We start from the raw sequence: 20,615 nt of genomic DNA, 5'->3' as shown, positions 1-20,615 counted from the left end.
GCTCACTTTGCACCGAAATTAGATGGTCACTTTAAACCGAAACGAAGTGGTCACTTTAAATTGGAAAACAGTGGTCAATATGACTGAGTTTTACACATTAATCAAATCTTATTGACTAAATGTTGACTAAAATCTTTAAAAACCCTTTAAAAACAATGTTTTTTTGTTAGCTTCATGGGATTTTTAAATCATGTGTAAAATGGTTCGAGAATTGTCCCGTTAGGGATACTAGTAAAAAGTTTCAGAGAAGTCTGGAGCTTTTTTTGTTTTAGTTAAAACTTTAAACTTGTTATGTTCAAAAACGGGATGATTACTCGAGCGTCGGAGAGTCATTATTTTTTTTCTGTTTCCACAGTAATTGACTTATCTAAATCTTTGAAAACTATAGAAACAATATTATCAGAAGTAACAATTTCAGCAAAGTGTAGAGACAAAATCATTTTTAATTTACTTCTAAGATTTTCATCTGTAATACTATCGGCAAGTTTTAATGATTCTTCAATTTTCCTATCAGCTCTTAATTTTTCAAAAAATGTAGACATTAATTCTCTACTTTTATTGGACTGAACAAAAAACAGAGCCGAAACTGCATCAATTATAGTACCTGAGATCAACGAAATTATTGAACTAGGCTGAGTTAAAAAACTTTTATTATTGTCAACATTTAAGATTGATATCGCAATTACTGCAAATCCACAAGTAGCAAAAATTAGACTAAACCAAAAACTAATTCTAGACTGACCTAAACCTTGTGCGTGATATTGTTTAAGAAGTAAAAATTGTCTCTCATTAGTTGTTAACGAGATATCACTTCCATTATCTGAAGAAGAATATTCCGCAGTATCTTGTGCTTTTTGATCATCTTTATCCAAGTCAATACTTAGTTTTCCGAACTGGACTTGTTTAGCTTTTAACAATACGATTGATGAGATGATTGCTACAAAGACTGGAATTATTATTGCGAAAAAATCTTTTAATTCAGAAAAACTATTCATTCTTTTCTAAAATAAATGTAATAGTGACACAATATAATTGAGGACTTGGAGCAATTTGATAAACGTTTATAATATTATACCCCTCAGACAAGTAACGATTTAAAGTTGGGAATTCAAGTTCTTTAAATTCAGCTGAGCTAGTTGACCCTACTCGGGAAAGCACATTAACTGTTACGACTTTTTGAATTTTCATATTTAAAATTTTCAACAAAAGTACTAAAATTACTCTAAAAACGAAGTGTCAAAATCGCAAGAATTATGCATAAATGAAAATAAAGGCTGGTTTAATTTTATCCAATAACTCTTTGGATTACGAGCGGGAAGCTCACATTAACAGTCATTTCCCAAAGTTTATTTTAATATTTTTTTGTGAATTTACATATTGGATACGATTTGCATCCAAAAAAACTTCCGAATTGTCCTCTTCTTTCAACCAAATTATTGCCACATTGTGGACATTTGTTTTCTTTAATTTTTTTTTCTCGGTTTCTAATTCTTCTTTTAATATAATTAATATGTTCCCTTTTATTGAACGAATCAATGGTATTAGAAGCATTAATTCTTTCAAAAACACTATTCTTATCGTCTTTTGAGAGATTTATAGTAGAGTATTTTTTAATTGTTCTTAAAAGACGATACACATTAATAACATCTACACTGGTATCAATCTTTATTTCCGCTTTCGCCGAAAAAACAATAACAGATACATATTCAAGATCGCTATATTCGTTTAAACAACTTTTCAAAGCTCGTATATGTCCCGCATTTTGAAAAATTGGATTGTAAAATTTCGTTCTGTACTTATATATTACTTGAGTCCAGTACTCCGAGTCTTCATGTCCAACAATCCATCCTTTGTAATTTTTGGTTTCAATAACAAATATTCCAAAACTAGAAATCACCACATGATCGATTTGAGCAGTTACTTCCCCTCTTCTTAAAACTACATTATTAATTACTTTATAATCTGACTTATTTAAAAAATATAATACTGACGAAACTGTTTTCTCTCCAACTATTCCTTTAATTTTTGTTTTGTAAAAACAAAAAATTAAAATCAGAAAAAGGACTACAATTAGTAAAATTACTTCCATAAAATCTTAGTCTCTTAAATTTCAACTAAATATAAAGAAATACTTTTAACTAACAATTTTATAAAAATCTTTAATAATTAGGTTAGATAATTGAATGCTTCCCGCTAAAAGTTCCAAAGAGATCTGTAGCTTTTTTTGTTTGGATAAGAATTTACTAAAATTGATTCAGATTACGAATGCAAAGTCAGAGAAATTTGCACAACTTTAAAAAAACATCCCATATATCATGGTACTATATTCGCAAATTTAAGCACCGTTTAATTTTTATCTCCTTGTGATTATGCTATAGGTATGGCTTTTGAATGTAGACAGCAGAATAGTTTGCATTAAGAATTAAACAAAACCAAATATGGATGCTCTCAAAACCAATTTATCTGCAGAAGTAAATTAATTCTAAAGCATTTTAAAAAGGTAAAATTACGTAATACTAAAAATTTATATGTTAAATTTTACATTTTTACGGAAACCCGTAAAGTTTCATTTAATAAATATTTAACATTTGTTTTATTTTTTAAAACTTTAAATTACCATTTAACCCATGAAAAACTTTCTGCTAATTTTATTTTTTGGGGCTTTCTTCACATCCCAAGCACAGTATAAGCTCAAATTTTCTTACGACCCACTGACAGGCAATCAGGTTGTCCGTGAGTTATGTCTAGGCTGTCAGTCAACTGGCAAACCTGCGAAAGAAGTTAAAGAGATTGAAGCACTCACAGAGGATGACCTTTTAAAATTTTCGCCTGAAGATATTATATCCTACTACCCAAATCCAGTAAAAGAGGAACTCTTTTTAAAATGGGAGGTTACAGATCAGAATTCGGTTAATTCTATTCAGATTTATAATATTGGCGGACAGGTATTAAATAATTATTCCGGCACCAAAACAAACAGTATCAACATTCCTTTTCAGAATTATGGCAGCGGCGTATATCTGGTGCAGTTAAATTATGACAAAGGGAACTCAAAAACTATAAAAATCATAAAAAAATAAAGCAAATGAAACAGTTTTACTTTTCAATTCTATTTTTAATCTATGGCTCTTTTCTTTCTGCTCAGACATATCCAATTAACAGCTCCTCAGAAGTTGGCATAACAGAGGGCAAATTAAACATTTCCCTAACTGGCGCAGCCAATTACTCAATACCAATAGCAGTGCCGCCAGGAATTAATGGGGTTGTGCCTCAAATTAGTGTCGACTACAGCAGCCGAAGCCCTTTTCAGGGAACGGCTGCCCAAGGTTGGAATATTGGCGGAATTTCTTCCATCACGAGAATTCCATCTACCAAGTTTCATGATGGAGTGATTGATCCTGTTGATTTCGATGCTTTAGACAGGTTTGCCTTCAACGGCCAGAGACTAATTGTAAAGAACGGAACAGATGCATATGGTGCAAATGGCACCGTATATGAAACGGAATACTATTCTAACCTTAAAATAACATCCTATGGAATCCACCCAAATGGAGCTAACTATGGCCCCGCTTACTTTGTAGTTGAATATCCTGACGGCGCAAAGGCTTATTATGGAAATTCTGCAGACTCGCGCTGTGTTACTGATTGGTCAATTACCAGCTGGACAAGCCCTCAAGGAGCACAGATTAGTTACGAATATGTAAATTCAACCAATTCATTATACATCTCTTCCATAAAATATGGAACCTTATCTCCAGCCGCTCCTATAAATGAAATCCAATTTATTTACAATACAAGAACAACTGCTGAAAATGGATACTTCGGTGGAATAAATATAATCAGGGATAAAAATTTGTCTCAAATAAAAACAATCGGAAATGGAGTTGGTTTTAGAAATTATCTGTTAAAATATGACGAATTGGATGTAATAACTCAGATTGAAGAAAAAAGCGGAGATAATTCCAAAACCTACAACCCAACTGTTTTCTGGTACACACCATTAGTGGATGGGATTCATCACCTGCCGGCTACATCAAATATAAATTTAGCAGATGTTACCACAAAAAATACGGCTAGTATTTCTGGCGATTTTGATTCGGATGGGAAGATGGATTTAATCCTGTACCGAACGTCAGGTACTGACATGAAAAATAAATATTGGCTGTACACCAATATAAAATCTGACAATAATAATATCGCTACTCAGGAAAATATTGGTACTTTCGAAGATATTTTTCCTGTAACAGCTCTAAGCTCTGCTAATATCGTTATGCCGCAGGGATGGGCAATCACAAAAAAAACAGATACAAATTATACTTTTACGGTCTACAGCAAAGGAAGTACTTCTGCAATTGCAACACAATACAGTAAAGTTGTAAATTTTCCTCTAGACCTGATAGATGAAACCTGCACTTCTCTCTGTGCATTGACAAGCCAGACAGGTAGAATATTTCCTAAAAAGATTATATCGGGTGATTTTAACGGCGATGGCCTAACGGATGTAATAGCATTTGACTTGAGTGCATCACACAAATATTGCAAAGAAAACATTTCGACTGGCCGATGTACCGCCAGCACTGAAGACGCAGCATCACGAAAAGCTTACTTTGTTGATTTAAAGAGAGATCTTACCGCAAACTTTCTATTTTATGCGGGTGAACTTTCAAATGCAATAAGTGCGACTACAAGAATTGAAGTGGCAGATTTTAATGGTGATGGAAAGTCTGATTTTTTTGTTTTTGACCAGGGTTATGTTAGAGTCTACACCTTAAGCGAAACTTACACTCTAAATCTGTTATATCAAAATACTGCTTCAGATCCTGCAATTACAGCTGGAATGCCTATATTAATGGGAGACTACAATGGAGATGGCAATTTTGAATTTTTGATTCCAAATGCGTTTAACAGTACTATCTGGTCTAAATATACTTCGACAGGTATTTCTCTGACAAAAGAAAGCCTGACAACAGCTCCAGAATATAGTGCAAACAATGCTTCAGTCACCAATAATTTCTTTAGTACAGATCTAAATAATGACGGCAAAACAGATCTTGTAAATCTTCGAAGCTACAGCTCCGGAATTGCAACTTTAAATGTTTACACAAATCGCTATAATACATTTGCACAATATCCTCAAACTTACAGCGTCAACGATCCAAGCATTAATATAGATATGCTTCCCGTATATTTGCCTCAGAGTATGCAGAGCTTGTCAAATACAGTAAACAGTGTAAATTCAACGCTAGAAATTGCATTTATTACGCAAAGCAGAATAAATTATTTCACAGCCGAGCAAAACCTGAGACAAAATGCCCTGCTTGCCCAAATTTTTACAGGAAACGGAGTTGAAGAGACTATCGAATACAGTACTTTAAAGCCTCAAAACATTGATTCCAATGGTAATTACATCTACACGCCAAGTACAAGCTTGACCTACTATCCTAATTTAGATATCAAGTTAAGCCCAAACACATATGTTGTTTCCAAAATACAGCAGAAAAGTAAAGATGGTACGCGAAAAAGACAGTTTTATTATTACGGTGCAGTATCAAATTTCCAAGGGCTTGGATTTATAAATTTCCAGTCTGTAAATCAGACGGACTGGTTCGACGATACAACTGCATTTTTTTCCAATGTGGTTAATAATCAGATTAATTTAAGGGGAGCAGCTGTCGAAAGTTTTAGACTAGCCCGAGAATATGCTCCTGATGGAAGTTCTGCTCCTGCTGATTTTATTACTAAATCCATTATTACATACAACAGTCCTGCAGATGCCTTGCAGTCTAATAAAGTGTTTAGATTAAAGACCTTAAATTCTAAGGAATTTAACAGTTTGAACAACTCAAATAGTGAGACTGCAAATATAGTTTATGATACATTCAATAATATAACCTCTTCTACTACTACAGTAAAAGAAGGAACGTCTACTCTCCAAACTACTAATGCTGTAACTGAATATTTTAATGCTCCCTCATCTTCTTCTTACATAATAGGCAGGCCTGTAAAACAGACACAAAGCGTAAATGCTTCTGGTGATACAATGGCCAGCGAGCTATTGTTTACCTATACAAACAATTTATTAACCCAAACTAAGAAAAAAGGAACAAATACAGGATACATAACTGAAGACAATGAATATGATGCTTATGGAAATCTTAAAAAGCAGACAATTTCTTCTCCTAATGTCACTTCACGGACAACTTCCTATGAATATGACTTAACAGGCAGATTTGTCACAAAAATTACTGATCCTGAATTGCTTTTTTCAACATTTGAATACAATGCAAATAATGGGACGCTTACTAAAAAAACCGATAAGTATGGCCAGTCCATATCCTATACTTACGATTCATGGTTTAAAATGTTAACATCAAAAGATGACCTTTTGGTCAAAACTAAAACATTCACATATAACAGAAATAATGAAAAAACAAGAGTTACTGTAACTGATGACTTGGACGGAAGTGTTTCTGAGGAAACATTCGATGATTTAGGCAGAAAAATAAAATCTGGTACTAAAAATTTAAACGATGCTTTTTCATACGTTTCCTATCTGTATGATATATTTGATCGAAATTATAAAATCAGTGAGCCATATATGGGTTCTTCGCCGACACAGTGGAACGAAACCAAATATGATATTTACAGCAGAACCACTCAAAATATACAGTTTAACAGCAGATCGGTATCCAGCACTTATTCAGTCTTATCAGCTACTATAACTGATGGCCAAAAAAGCAAAACAATTTACAAAAACGCCCTCGGTCAAATCTCATCAGTGAATGAAACTATAGGAGGAACTATTGATTACGCGTATTTTGCTAATGGAAATCTAAAGAAAACATCCTATAATAATCAGGATATAATTACTGAACAGGATGGATGGGGAAGAAAAACAAAACTAACTGATCCTGCTGCAGGCGTTTTCACATATACAAACAATGACATAGGCGAACTTACCCAGGAAACTTCACAAAATGGTGCCGTAATAACAACAATAACTAGAGATCCATATGGAAGGCCTACAAAAAAAACAGTTGCAGGAGGTGGCACAAGTACAGAAACAGATTTTACCTATAACTCTTTAAAGTTGCCTCTCACTATTAAGTTTAAAGATCTTAATGAACCAGCGGGTAGTAATGAAACTTTAACTTCATATATTTACGACAATCTTTATAATAGACCAACATCTATAATTGAAGAAAAATTTGGAATCTCAAAATTTACAACTTCTTTTGAATATGACAGTGCTGGAAGAGTAGCCACCAAGACAAAAAAAGCAGAAGTTGGCGGTAAAATAAGCACAGTTGTTTCTAAATACGCTTATAAAAATGGCGCTTTATATAAAATTTCAGATGCTAATGATCAGCCTCTGTGGCAGGTAAACACTATAAATGCTAAAGGGCAGGTTTTAGAGTCTATATGTGGCAATGGAATAAAAGCGACCAGTACATATGATCCAGACGGCTACGTGTCAAAAATAGAGTATAACAAAACAATTTCATCTACCGATAACTTGCTAACTCTGACTACCGAATTTGACAAAAATACAGATAACCTTAAGAAACGTATAAACAGTTCTTTTGGAAATTACACTGAAACATTCTTTTATGATGAAATTAACAGACTAAAAGAATTTACAAATAAATCAGGTGTTCAGGAAATACAAAACTATGAACCATTCGGGGTTATTAAAGACAATAATTTAGGAACATATGGCTATGACCCTTCCAAGCCTTATCAGAATACTTCCATAACGCTTTCTGCAGAGGCTGCTGATTATTATGCTAACCGTGGTAGTGGCAGTATGGCAGAAAAAAAACTGATCATATCATATAATGCCTTTAAAAGTCCAATACAAATTGAAGAGTCAGGAATTGACAAAATCAGTTTTACATATAATGCAAACAACCAGAGAAGCACTATGTATTGCGGTAGTCTGCAGGACGAAAAAGAATTGAGGCCAATCCATAAACACTACTCTGCAGATGGCACGATGGAGGTCAAGCAAAATATACTTACAGGTGAAACGGAATTTATTACTTATATCGGCGGTGACGCCTACACTGCTCCGGTTGTTGTAAAAAGCAACGGAATTAATCAATCAGATTTCCTATATTTACACAGGGATTATCAAGGCACTATTATGGCCATAAGTAATTCCAACGGTGCACTGATTGAAAAAAGATTATTTGATGCATGGGGTTCTATAATACGTGTGGAAGATGGATCAGGAACTTTATTATCTGGGCTAACTGCTATTGAAAGAGGATATACTGGACATGAGCACCTTCAGGCGATAGGCCTCATAAATATGAACGCAAGATTATACGATCCTAAAATCCATAGGTTCTTGCAGGTTGACAATTACATACAGAATTTAACCGATACGCAAAATTACAACCCATATGGCTACGTCTTAAATAATCCATTATTATATACTGATCCTAGTGGAAACCTGACAAATAAATTCTGGAATAAGCTATGGGAAGACAGCGATAATCAATCTGGCGACACAATGTGGTACGGCGATGGCTTTGGTAATTTTAATAAAGCGGGGACTAACAGATATATCAATCAAGAGGGTGAAATTGGAGAACAATTACCCAATATTACTATTAACAGTAAAAATGGTGACGCAGCGAATGCAAAACTGATTCAAAATCATGTTTATAAAAACAGTCCTTATTATTCAAGTAGCAGTATAGTGTACTATGCCCCTTTAGGAATACTTGAATATAGAAATGCCCTTATCGAGTGGGAAAAAAAATCGTTTTTTCAAAAGTTAATTTCCGAACGACCTCATTATCCAGGCATGATTGCTAGCTCTGGAGGTTTGGAGTGGATTTCAGGGGCAGGTGCAGTAAAATTTGTTCAATATTCTGCAGAAGGATTAAAACTCTTAAAAAGTACAGAAATAGCGGCACAAAATGAAGGAAGAATAGCAGAACTTATAGATATGTTGAAATCAGGCGATACCGCTTTTTACAATGAGGGCATTTATGTCTATCTTTATGAAGGCGAAAAATTTATAGTCGATGGACACCATAGAATAGAGGCAGCTTTAAGATCTGGAGAAACTATTGAAGCTATTGAATTTAGCGGAATGAAATTTTATACTAAATTTGCAAGTAAAATTGAGGAAATTTGGGCGGGGTTACATTTTTAATTTTTTGGCATGGAAAAAATTTTAAATCAATATATTAATTTTATAAGATATTTTGAAAATTCTTTAAAAATTAAATACAATACAAAAAGAAATCCATGCGAGGTAGCTGGATCTATTTTTGAGCGGAAAGGTGTTATTAATGAAATAAATTATTGGTTTCATGGAACAGGCTGTACTGCTGAAAATAAGGGAATCATTTACGAATATAATATCTCCATATTTAAAGATGATGAAATAAATTTTTCACTTTGGAAATTTTCAGAATTTATTAGAACTCACCCAGAGTACAGTAACTTAAATTATAAAATGCATGATATAGAAGATGAATTAGCTAAACTAATCGACCAAGGTATTTTAGCTTGGTTAGTTATCATGGGACGAACATACAAGACATACAGAGTTGTTTAAATTATTCATACTATCTGTAAAATATTTTAGAAGCCTGGGAAATTACAATTTTACAGGCTTCTTTATTTTAAAAAAATTAAGAAAAATCGCCAAAAATATGATCAGACTTCTATATCCAAAAAATAAAGAATTAATGCCAATTTGAAAGATGCAGAATGATTATCTTAATATTGTACATCATTTGGTAGAATAAAGTTCAAATAGTTAATATATCAAAAATATTTGTAAAGAAATAAAAAAGAAATGAAAATATATTCAGCAATACAAATTGGAGAATATCATGAAAACAACTGCGAAGATCATTTGTATGTAGGAGAATATGGGAAAAATAAAACTCTTTGTGCAGTAATGGATGGCTGTACAACTGCATTAGAAAGTCATTTTGCGTCAGTTTTAATTGGTAAAATTCTTAAAAAAATATGCTTAGAAAAAGGCTATAAAGAATTTATTGAACCTAGCAACGAATCATTGAGTTTAGATGAAAACTTAAAATTAATTTTAAAGAATCTTTTAAATGAACTTAAAATAGTGAAAAATCAATTAATGCTTGATAACAAAGAATTGTTAACCACTTTGATCATAATTTTATATGACAAAAAGGAGGAGCATGGAATTGTTCTAATAATTGGAGATGGTTTGGTTAATATTAATGGAGTAATAACAGAGTATGAACAGGATAACAAACCCGATTATTTAGGATTTCATTTATCTGAAGATTTTGAAAAATTTTATAACTCGCAAAAACAAAAAATAGAATTTAATGATTTAGCAGACATAAGTATTTCTACAGATGGAATATTTACTTTCGAAAGGGTAATGTCAAAAGAGAGAAATGATGAAATAAATGTAATTGATTTTTTAACTACTGATGACACATATTGTGAAAAAGAAGAGATGCTAAATTTAAAATTAAAAATATTGCAAAATGAGTTTGGGGTAAAACCCACTGATGATTTTTCTATGATAAGAATAATTAAATAAAGATGCAGCTTATGAAAACTTTACATTTGATTAAATTTTATAACCAAAAAAATGCAATTAATTTAATATGCGAATGCAAAAATCGAATAATAATCCTCAATAAATCGGTTAGATATTTGAATGCTTCCCGCTACAAGGTAAAAGACCGATCTTTAAAAAAGATCGGTCTTTTTTTATGGCTTTTTTATCAATAACAAAGCTTTAGCTTACAAAAACATAATGATTCATCAATCCTTTTAGGTTGACCAGATGGGATTCGAACCTATTTACCAATCATTTTTAGAAGAAAGAAGCTAATAATTTTATGTCAAGATTTACAAACATAAAGCCTACAGTCCATCTATAAATTTATATGCAAATCTTGTGAGAAATAAATTATATTAGCACTTCATAAACTGATAATTAAATAAGCTTTTTTTCAGTTATAGCTTAATTTATTATGGAAATCACTTTTAGTCCCAGAGCTTTTTATCCTGCTGAATTAAAATTATTAAAAAAACTAGTTGCACAAAATGAAAAAATGGCGAACAGAAAAATAAAATTTTCTCATTTAATCATCGCCGGTGTAATAGGAATCGGATGCGCTTATGTTGCGATTAAAATACCTGAGAGTTTCTGGACATTCCTCTTTGGAACTCTTGGAGTTTTTGCATTTTCATTTATTGTATTTATGCCTTATGAAATTTATAAATTGACAAAAGAGCATAAAATTATATTGAATCAAGTTAATGAAATAATAGATAAAGGTGTAGTTCGTACTTGCAGAATTTCTGCTGAAAGAATTGCTATAGCACCAGAATATGAAGATGAAAGTGATTTGTATATTATTGAACTTAATAAAAAAGAAGTACTTTATTTATGGGATATAGGATACAATTTGAATAAAAAATTTCCATGCTCAGACTTTGAAATTTATGAAAATACTTTTTTCGATTGTACAAACATGCGAATTTATCCTCTAAGTGATAAAACAAAACCAATTAAAATTGACAAGAAAGCAAAATGGGATTATATGAAGAAATTTGGCGCGCCTGGGAATTTAGAAATTCGCAAAATTGCTTTTGATGAAACATTGAAAATTAGTTAAATAGTATACAAAAAAAGAACATGAATAAAAAAGTCCCTAATAGTGTTGAAATTGTTGATAATCATTTAGATCATTTTTTTGACGAAAATGAAGATATTGTTGTATTTGATGAAATAGAATCAGAAATAATTCATAGAGATATCTTTTTCATAAAAGCAAACCAAGACAGACCGTATCATATTTTATTAAGCTGTGGGATGAGTGCCTTACCAATGGATGTTCCAAAAGATACTGAATCATCAGAATATGTCGAAATAATGATTTTATTACCAAAGGAATGGAATTTAGAATATGATTCTTTTAGTGATGAAAAAAACTACTGGCCTATTAGAATTATGAAAGAAATAATGATGTCACCTCACGAAAACAAAACTTGGTTTGGTTTTGGGCATACTTTTGGATATGAACAAGATGATGAATTTGCAGAAGGTGTTGGATTCAATTCTGTAATGCTGGCGCATTCTATGGAATTGTCAGACGATTTTACTCAAATTCAATTAGAAAATGAAAAAGTAGTTGACATTTACACATTAATCCCTCTCTACAAAGAAGAGCTAGAATTCAAGAAAAAAAATGGAGCATATGCTTTACTTGAACATTTTGACAAATTTGGAATTGAAGAAATAGTGGAAATTGGGCGAAAAAATGTGTGTAAATAAGAATCTAATAAATTACAATTATCTTATTAATTAGCCTTTAATTTTTACTTTTATTTAATTCGATTTAGCCACTTCTTGAATAGTAGTGGGAATCTAAATCTCAAGGTTAAATATAAAACTTTATCGAACTTAATTTCTTTAGATCATTGTCAAAATGGTTCGAAAATTGTCCCGTTGGGGCTACTAAAACAAGTAAAAGCCTGAGAAATATAGATTTCACAGGCTTTTTTGTGATTCGAAAAATCTTGTTTTATTTTTTCAAAATAAAAACTCCCAGTGTTTTCAAGGAAAATTGGTTCAAGTCCCGTTAAGTTTAATTCTCTAAAAAAAATTAACTTAATAAACTCAAATCCAAAAATAAATCTTCAAGACGGCATTAAAAACAACTAAACTTTTACTGAAGCAGATTGTACGTCTGTTGAGTCTTTTCAGATGAGTTCTTAGCGTCAGATTTTTCCTTTCAATATGATTGGTGCCAAAACGTTTTACAGAATGCAATTTCTCATCAATTAAATATCTGTAGTTTTTTAGTCTGTCTGTGAATATTTTTTTAGCTTCTGATAATTTTAAAGTATCCAGAACTCGGCTCAGTGTTTTGTTGGTTCGCTTTCCAAAATTAAAGCTCACAACAGTTTTAGATTTCTTTTCTAAAGCATAGACTAGCCAAATATAATTTTTCTTGTTTCTAATATAAGTGCAAAGTTCATCGACTTCATAAGTTTTACCTTTGCTGCTAATTGGCTTGGCAATGTTTCTGGCAATTGAAACAATTCTTTTTAGTAATGTTGTAGCTGATATTTTCAATATTCTTGCCGTGCTTCTTATTCCTAATCCTTCTCTGGTGAACAACACTATTTCCTGATTGATATCCTTTTTGTAAGCGTTGTAGCTATATTCAACCTGCTGTCTTTTTTTGCAAACACAACATTTATAACGCTGATTTCCGTTAGATTGAAATCCATTTTTTATGTATTTACCATTGCAAAAATTACATTTTATTTTCATGACCTAATTTGAAACACTAAGCTAAGGTAAAAGCATTTTAAGGCTTATTAAAAGACAAAAAATGAAAGAGACGACCTGATGTCGTCTCTTTTTCTATTCAATAATTTAATTGTAATATTCTTTTTCAGTTAGTTACATGGATATACTATCAAAACACCTAATCTGGAACACTACCCCTAATGTGCAATACTACATTATAAAACAATATTTGCCACTTCAAAGTCAAACCCGCTTAATTTTTCCTCCTCTACAATTTTTCTAAACTTTGTAGAACAAAAGTATACGGGTTCAGGAATCAACAATCCTCGTCTCACACCCAATTTTTGTTTACTAACAAAAAGATCAAAGTCATTAATTATATCGCTATTAATTACAGATGCTTCTGATAAAAGATTTAGTCCTATTAAATGTCCATAAGGGCATATATAAACCTCTCTTTCCAATTTAATATCATAACCGGAAACATTAAACGTACCTCCTTTACTGCCAGTAGTAAATGTAAAGGGATCATTACCTGTAGTGATTCTAGATGATAGATCCAACTCATTATTTACTAATAATTGTGCGTATGTTGAAGTTTTATTATTGAAAATTAGCTGCTGAAGCTCCAATCCCTTTAAATTTCTACTTTTAAACACTTCTATAAACTTATCTGAGACAATAATTTCGCCTCCAATTGTTTTGGCTATATCTTTTTTTGGTAAAGAATTACCTTTCAATTTTAGACTACCGATCTGTTGTCTATTGGCCCCGCACAAATGGCACACATTCGCCTCATCATATTGCGTTCCACTCTCTTCTCCTGTCGGCTGAAAAACAGTTTTTATCTTCAATTGAAATAATTGTGCACTATTAATTTCACTTTTCGTATATTTTCTGATAATTTTCCATCCAAAAAAAAATGCGCGATCATATTTTTCCTTTACCATTTTTGCTACTTCAGGAATCCTAACATATCTTGGGTCGTCTTTTGAAATTTCGACAACCTTTATTGAGGCACCCATTTTTTTTCCTTCATTTTCTTCAAACAGAAGATTAGAAAAATCACTATTTATTCTAAATTCAATTGTTTCTTTCATTTTTCATTTTTATTAAAAAGTAAATCCCGGAGGAAGAGGATATTTAGAGTAGACCTGCTTCATAATTTCAAGTTGCATCGAGGCATCAACTGGTCCCGATCCATAAGGTTGAATGCTTCTAAATTCATTTGTTATTACCTGATGATATGATGCATCAAGAGGAACTAATTCACCATCAACTGCACCACCTAAATATTTAGGATTAATGTGATGTAATTCAATTCGTCCCGCTTTATTTGGATATAATTCTTGTGCTTTTTTCACTAAATCATCTGAATATTCAATAATATCATCCGCCTTATCAACGATTTTGTTAAATTCAGGTCTATTACTTAAATCAACATATCCCTTTTCTATATCGATATTTTTTGATAAATTATTCGATGATGTTGGAGATGTTGTTGTTTTTGTAGAACTTGAAATCTTGTAATCCCCTGTTTTAATGTCACTTGCATCATCAGCATTTATTTTCTGAAGCCCCGCCGGTTTCGGCAAAGTTACTGGCTGAACTGAAATTCTTGGAGGTGTTCCTGTCCAAAAGCTATTACCATTAAGCAAAGCTGCAACTCCGTTCATCATTCCGCCTGTCAAGGCACCGAAAGCCACTCCCTTAATCATCTCTTTTCCAGACATTACCGGATCTCCAAATGCCATATTATTTCCAAAACTCAAAAATGCTGAAGAATAGAGCGATCCGACTCCTCCTCCAAAAGCCCCCGCAACAAAACCTCCAGCGCCACCAGCAGCTCCGCCCATTCCCGCAAATGCGGCTCCACCCGTAGCAGCTCCTAAAGCACCGGCACCGGCACCAATTCCGAATGCCTTCAGACCTTGCATATCAAATCTAAAACCATGAATTCCCCAATTCACTACTCCTCCTATCACCGCTCCAGCTACTATGTGAATCCATTCACCACTGACATCAGTATATCTTAGAGGGTTGTTCCAGCAATATCCATATCGGTTATAATTTTGAGTATTGTAAGGATCTTGAACAAAATTATCGGGCTGCATAAATCGGTGCAGTTTTGGATCATACAAACGTCCGTTCATATGTATAATTCCAACACTCTGCAGATGTTCGTGTCCTGTATAACCCCTATCTAAAATAGTTAATCCTGAAAGAGAATTCCCAGCTCCATCCTGTACAGATGAAATGTTACCCCAAGCGTCAAAAAGTCTTTTTTCTACGATTCCACCTGATTGGTCAGCAATAGCAACGATTGAACTTTGATAATCACGCAGTAAATAAAAATAATTTTGGGTAGTTCCGTCACTTTTTAATATCAATGGCGCACTGTAAGCATTACCCCCAATATAAGTGGTAATATCAACCGCCCCGTTTGAAAGATTGTGCTTAATTTCCATCGAACCATCCTCTGAATAATATTTCCCAAATGCCCTTTGGAGTTTATTTGTCTGAAGACCGCCATAGAAAATCGCGCTTCTCGAATTATTGTCATTATAGCCAAAACTGACTCTATCAATTCCCGCTTCGTAGATCTCAAAAGGACTTTTAAATGCATTATAAGTAACATCTAAAACTTGTCTTCCTGTATAATATGCTAAAGCAGCAGGCGTAACATCTAGAGAAGTATTTCGATACAGTGCGTTGTTATTTGTGTAATTATACGTCCCGAAGCTATTTTGAAGAATTCTACCTCTGTCATCGTAGGTCTGATTTTCTTGGCTTCCTGAAACATTTGTAAATTCCGTTAAGCGGTCCAATCCATCGTATTGAAAAGTTTCATTCCTATTAAAGAGGCTATTATTTCTGCTGTTCAAATTGGCTTTTTGTGCATCAAAAACAGTTGACAATTTCAAAATATTTATGGAAGGTACAGCCGCATTATTATAATTAAACTCTGAAGCGTAACCATTAGAATCATATAAATTAGATATAGCAATGGGACCGCACACAGCAGTTAAAAGCTTTCCTCTAGCATCTAAAGTATTCGTCTGCCATAGAACAGCAGATGTAAGATCATCTAAGATCTGCCAGTGCATTCCATTTTTGTAGATATTTCTGATTATTCTTGCACTTCCTTTGCCAGCAGCTTGAGCTGTTAAAGTATTTGTATCAACCCGACCAAATGCATCGTAAGTAAACTTCTTTTTAAAAAGCGCATATTGAGTTGTTTCAATCGTTTCATCAATTCTTTTGAAGGGGTCGTAAGTATATTCATTAGTAATACTGCCCCCATTAATGAAATCATCAAATTTTATCTTTATGAGCAGTTTTGAAGCTGCATCATATGTGTAAGTAGTATAACTGTTTGTAGTACTCCCTCCTGCAATAGTCTTTTCTTTAACTTTACCATAATCATCTAAAACATATGTTGTAGTTCCATTGGGAGTTGTTTGTTTTGTGATTTCTCCTAAATCATTATATTCATAAGTATATATCCCTGCTGAAGAATCGTTTAACGCTGTCTTTCTTCCCCATCCATCGCGCGTAATTGTTATTTTAGATCCAGAATAATCAGATTCCTTCAAATCTCCATTAGCATAGTAAGTATATATTATTGTTCCTCCAGGAGAATCTGTCAATGACACCGTATTCCCCATTACATTCTTAACAATTGTTTTAGTCTTTGAATTTTCAGTAATTTCTGACTTCGTTGTAAGAGGAAAATATTCACATTTCACTATTTTCCCGGTAAACAAAATACTCTTTTTAAATCTACCGTATACATCATATTGTGTTTCATTGAACTGCGAAGAACTGCTGCCAAAATAAGGTTCACTTATTTTATAATTCCGATCATATATATCATAAAAGTAATCAGTAGAAGAAAAATTACCGGCTACATCTTTAACTTTTACTTTAACTTTTCTCCCTAAATCATCGTAAGTTTCTTCAATTATGCTATTATCGTCACCTGTATTAGTAATTATGCTCTTTTGCGCATTTTTTGAGTAAACATATGTATTGCTATTTCCAAGATAATCAGTTGTTTTAATTTTTTTGAACCATGTATCATACAAATAAGACGTTGTAAGTCCATTCTGATTCGTCTCAGAGTTTAACGCTCCAGAATTTGAGTTATAATCAAATGTTGTAAATAATCCATCAATATCTGTACTTTTAATTAAAAATCTTCCTGAGAGATCATATTGATAACTCGTCTTGCGGTCAACGAGATTAGTTGCTGAAATAGTCTTCTGTGTAACATTTCCAAAACTGTCATAATCATTTTTTTCTGTCACATAATTTGTAGAGGCATCCCCTTTCTTTCTAATTCTTTCTAACAGTCCAAAATTAGCTGAAGTATAGTCATAGCGCTCTTCAGAAGACATCGTGCTACCGTTGACTACTAAAGTTATTGTTTTTACATCAGGAAGTCCTCTGTAATAAGGTGAAGAATTTTCAGTTTTATAACCAATTACGGTTGTTGCAGTCTGAATAACGTTTGTATTTTCTTTAAGTTTAGTTTCAACGGACGTAGGATTATTATATTGATCTAAAATATTAGTTGTTATACTGCTTGTATCCTCTAAACCGTTAAACTTACTGATACCTGTATTTTTAAGCTTAAAAACTTTATTTCCCTGTAATGCATCCGCCGCGCTATTATAATCCAAAATTGACCTGGAAATAAATGCAGAAGGTGTTTGAATTGTCGGGAGCTGAAGATCTAATAATTCAAAATTTTCGATATTTGCTCCCCTAAGCGCAATGCTGTTTTTAGAGACTGTCGATATTATTGGCATAGTGTCATTGTGCCAATTTGTTTTCATTGTTGTTCTAAAACCAAGAAAGCCCAATCCCTCTGTATTTATAACCGCACCTGAATAATTGAATAACTGTTTTTTATACTGGCTTGCACTCTGCTCTTCAATTTTAGTAACAATTTTCAGATTAGGTGCAGCCACTATATCAACGTTGGGAAAGGTTTCAGTAAATATTGTCGGACTATAGAACGGCTCATACGGATCCTGTTTCATAGGACTGTAAGTTATACTCTCCTTTACTCCATTACCTATCGTGATACTCTTCAGTAGTCCTTCTTTGCTGAAATCATCTTGTGAGTCAAAATTATAAAGCTGACTATTGCTGATTAAACCAACAGATAAATATTGATTATTAGTTTTTGGAGAGAGAAAAATTGGAATTGGGTAACTTTTTACAGCACTTGTTGATGCCGTCTGATAAGTAGGTACGGCAGATGCTGTAAATGAAGAGTTTACATTTTTAAAGACATTAATTATAGCCGTACCTTTACCCTGCGATTTTGCATAAATTGATCTGAATTGAACAATATCTGTTTTACCGTCCGCATTAATATCAAGTGGAATAAGTGTTCCATTGTAAATTCCCTGAGCGTCCTCACTGTTGCCTATATTGGAGAATGAGTAGGTCTGCGGGATTTTTTCGAATCCAGTTCCTGTTGACAGATATTTGACGTAGTCGTAGGCGAGATTACCAATACCTTTACTTATTATAAAATCCATTTTACCATCTCCATTATAATCTCCAGGCAATATTGATTGCGCAACTTTAATATCTGCATCTGTTTTCTGCCAGAGAAGTTCAAGCTGGTTACTGTTATTTAAAGTATAAACGGAGACCTTACCGTTCTTAAAATGAAGTATATCTGTTTTACCATCACCATTAACATCAAAAGTTTCGATCCTGCTGTCATGAGATATAAAATAATCTTGAAGAGTCCCTGCAAAGTTGACAAAATTTGTCTGCTTTCTTCGATCTAAATCAACAAAATACACCCCTCCAGTACTATTATAAGAATATATATACCTGTTCTCACCTGTATAAGGATCTATTTCACAAAATGCCTCTTCTATGTCTTTATCTATAGCAATTACATCAGTTAATCCATCTCCATTAAAATCACCATTAAAAAAATATTTACGCTGTCCTTGATTATATGTATATTCACAAAATTGAATATCACGGTTTGGAAATATCGCTTTCTTAGTCTGTTCTATGCCAACCCCCATTCCTGAATTATAAAATGTATTAAAATTTACAGCACCATAATCATTGGCGTCCATTTGTGCCGCAGTAATTCCTTGGCTGTAAAACATTTTGCTGTCACCACTTAGAAATGTTGAAGGAAAAATCGTCTCAAAAAGACCTGTTGTCGTTTTTGCAGGAGTAATGAGAGAAGAATTGGATATATTTTTGAATAACCAAAATTCTTTTTTAGCATTAGTCCCTGTAGTAGGATATAATACGAAATCCATTTTAGCATCGCCATCAAAATCACCTGAAACTATAGCTGAATTTTTTGAATTGATTTCACCCATTGATATATTTGAAGTAATCTCCTTGGGAGATATCGTCTCAGAATTAGTGTCATATTGAAATAACGTTGGACTATATGACTTTGAATTATCCCCATTTTTTTCAGTAATTCCAGATAATTGTTCGTAACCTGATTTCGTAAGATAATAGCTTAAAAAATAATTCCTAAAACCAACTCCGTTTCCAGTTACACTAATATTCGACAATTTTTTCGTTTTAATAAAAGTTTGTCCGCCTATGTAGCTTTGTTCTGTCCTTGCTCTATTTTCATAATTAAATTTAATTTCATTTATTGGTGTGGAAGCTGATAATGCACCGTATTTAATTGATAATATATCAAGAATATTGTTTGAAATAGTGTAATCGTAACTTATTCTAACGCCCTGCGCATTTTCCCAATATGCGATAGCCCAATCTGTAAGAGATTGAGAATTTGCATTACTTCCGTAATATGCTTTAGACCCGTCAGGATATTCAATTAAAAAATAAGAAGGTCCATAAGCTGAACCATTGGAATTAACTCCAAACGAAGTAATTTTTATATTCGAATAATTCTCAGTTTCATAAATTGCTCCATTTCCTCCATATCCAGCAGGACTATCAGATTTTAAAATAAGGCGCTGGCCATTAAAAGTAAATCGGTCAAGGTTATCGAAATCAACAGGATCTATAATTCCGTCATGAAATTTAGTGGAAGCAGTTCTGCTAATTGTTGATATGCCACCGATATTCCAGCCGTAGCCTGCATTTCCATTTCCTGCTTGGCTGTTATATGTCAAATTAACTTGAGGAACAATCCCATTAATCCCAGGAGGCACTAAAATTGGCACAGTATAATTTGCAGCGCCAGTCAAAGAAACTGATAGTTCTCCATGAGTTACACCAACTTCCGCAGATTGAGCAGAAAGAATATTTAAACTGAAAAGTAATATTAAAATAGAGTAAAATTGTTTCATAT

12 protein-coding genes are annotated in these 20,615 nt (G+C 32.9%); 6 read left to right on the top strand and 6 right to left on the bottom strand.

What is annotated here, in order from left to right:
• Window positions 1-332: 332 nt before the first annotated feature.
• The 3 genes from HNP35_RS06845 to HNP35_RS06835 all read right to left on the bottom strand — a co-directional run bounded on the left by HNP35_RS06845 (window position 333) and on the right by HNP35_RS06835 (window position 2,089).
• Window positions 333-995, bottom strand: a complete 663-nt coding sequence (locus HNP35_RS06845; RefSeq protein ID WP_184157583.1) for a TRADD-N-associated membrane domain-containing protein — start codon at window positions 993-995, stop codon at window positions 333-335.
• A complete protein-coding gene (locus HNP35_RS06840) occupies window positions 988-1,188 on the bottom strand; it encodes a hypothetical protein (RefSeq protein WP_184157585.1) in 201 nt (66 codons plus the stop codon). Before HNP35_RS06840 ends, HNP35_RS06845 begins: the two co-directional genes overlap by 8 nt.
• A 163-nt stretch (window positions 1,189-1,351) precedes the next feature.
• Window positions 1,352-2,089 (bottom strand): NERD domain-containing protein, encoded by a 738-nt coding sequence (locus tag HNP35_RS06835; RefSeq protein WP_184157586.1) that lies wholly within the window; start codon window positions 2,087-2,089, stop codon window positions 1,352-1,354.
• Between the two features lie 538 nt (window positions 2,090-2,627).
• On the opposite strand from HNP35_RS06835, the gene HNP35_RS06830 reads away from it, so the two are divergent.
• The 6 genes from HNP35_RS06830 (at window position 2,628) to HNP35_RS06805 (ending at window position 12,304) form a co-directional block, all read left to right on the top strand.
• Entirely contained in the window at window positions 2,628-3,080 is a 453-nt protein-coding gene (locus HNP35_RS06830; protein ID WP_184157587.1) for a T9SS type A sorting domain-containing protein, read from the top strand.
• Window positions 3,081-3,085: 5 nt separating this feature from the next.
• Window positions 3,086-9,169: an RHS repeat-associated core domain-containing protein gene (locus HNP35_RS06825; RefSeq protein WP_184157589.1), complete on the top strand. Its 6,084-nt coding sequence runs from the start codon at window positions 3,086-3,088 to the stop codon at window positions 9,167-9,169.
• Window positions 9,170-9,178: 9 nt separating this feature from the next.
• Window positions 9,179-9,577: a DUF6896 domain-containing protein gene (locus tag HNP35_RS06820; RefSeq protein ID WP_184157590.1), complete on the top strand. Its 399-nt coding sequence runs from the start codon at window positions 9,179-9,181 to the stop codon at window positions 9,575-9,577.
• Window positions 9,578-9,820: 243 nt separating this feature from the next.
• Window positions 9,821-10,558 (top strand): protein phosphatase 2C domain-containing protein, encoded by a 738-nt coding sequence (locus tag HNP35_RS06815; protein WP_184157591.1) that lies wholly within the window; start codon window positions 9,821-9,823, stop codon window positions 10,556-10,558.
• Between the two features lie 439 nt (window positions 10,559-10,997).
• Window positions 10,998-11,645, top strand: a complete 648-nt coding sequence (locus tag HNP35_RS06810; RefSeq protein WP_184157592.1) for a hypothetical protein — start codon at window positions 10,998-11,000, stop codon at window positions 11,643-11,645.
• Window positions 11,646-11,665: 20 nt separating this feature from the next.
• On the top strand, window positions 11,666-12,304 hold the full coding sequence (locus HNP35_RS06805; protein ID WP_184157593.1) for a suppressor of fused domain protein: 639 nt from the start codon (window positions 11,666-11,668) through the stop codon (window positions 12,302-12,304).
• A gap of 345 nt (window positions 12,305-12,649) precedes the next feature.
• On the opposite strand, the gene HNP35_RS06800 is transcribed toward HNP35_RS06805, so the two are convergent.
• From HNP35_RS06800 to HNP35_RS06790, 3 genes are all read right to left on the bottom strand, one after another.
• On the bottom strand, window positions 12,650-13,309 hold the full coding sequence (locus tag HNP35_RS06800; protein WP_184157594.1) for an IS1 family transposase: 660 nt from the start codon (window positions 13,307-13,309) through the stop codon (window positions 12,650-12,652).
• Between the two features lie 194 nt (window positions 13,310-13,503).
• Window positions 13,504-14,388, bottom strand: coding sequence for a hypothetical protein (locus HNP35_RS06795; RefSeq protein ID WP_184157596.1), 885 nt, complete (start codon window positions 14,386-14,388; stop codon window positions 13,504-13,506).
• 12 nt (window positions 14,389-14,400) lie between these two features.
• Window positions 14,401-20,613, bottom strand: a complete 6,213-nt coding sequence (locus HNP35_RS06790) for an FG-GAP-like repeat-containing protein (protein WP_184157597.1) — start codon at window positions 20,611-20,613, stop codon at window positions 14,401-14,403.
• Window positions 20,614-20,615 lie beyond the last annotated feature (2 nt).

It is taken from the genome of Flavobacterium notoginsengisoli, from assembly GCF_014207905.1.
In the GTDB taxonomy this organism is placed as follows: Bacteria; Bacteroidota; Bacteroidia; order Flavobacteriales; family Flavobacteriaceae; genus Flavobacterium; species Flavobacterium notoginsengisoli_A.
Note: the sequence above shows the minus strand (reverse complement) of the source record. Positions and strands in the feature narration are given on the sequence as shown.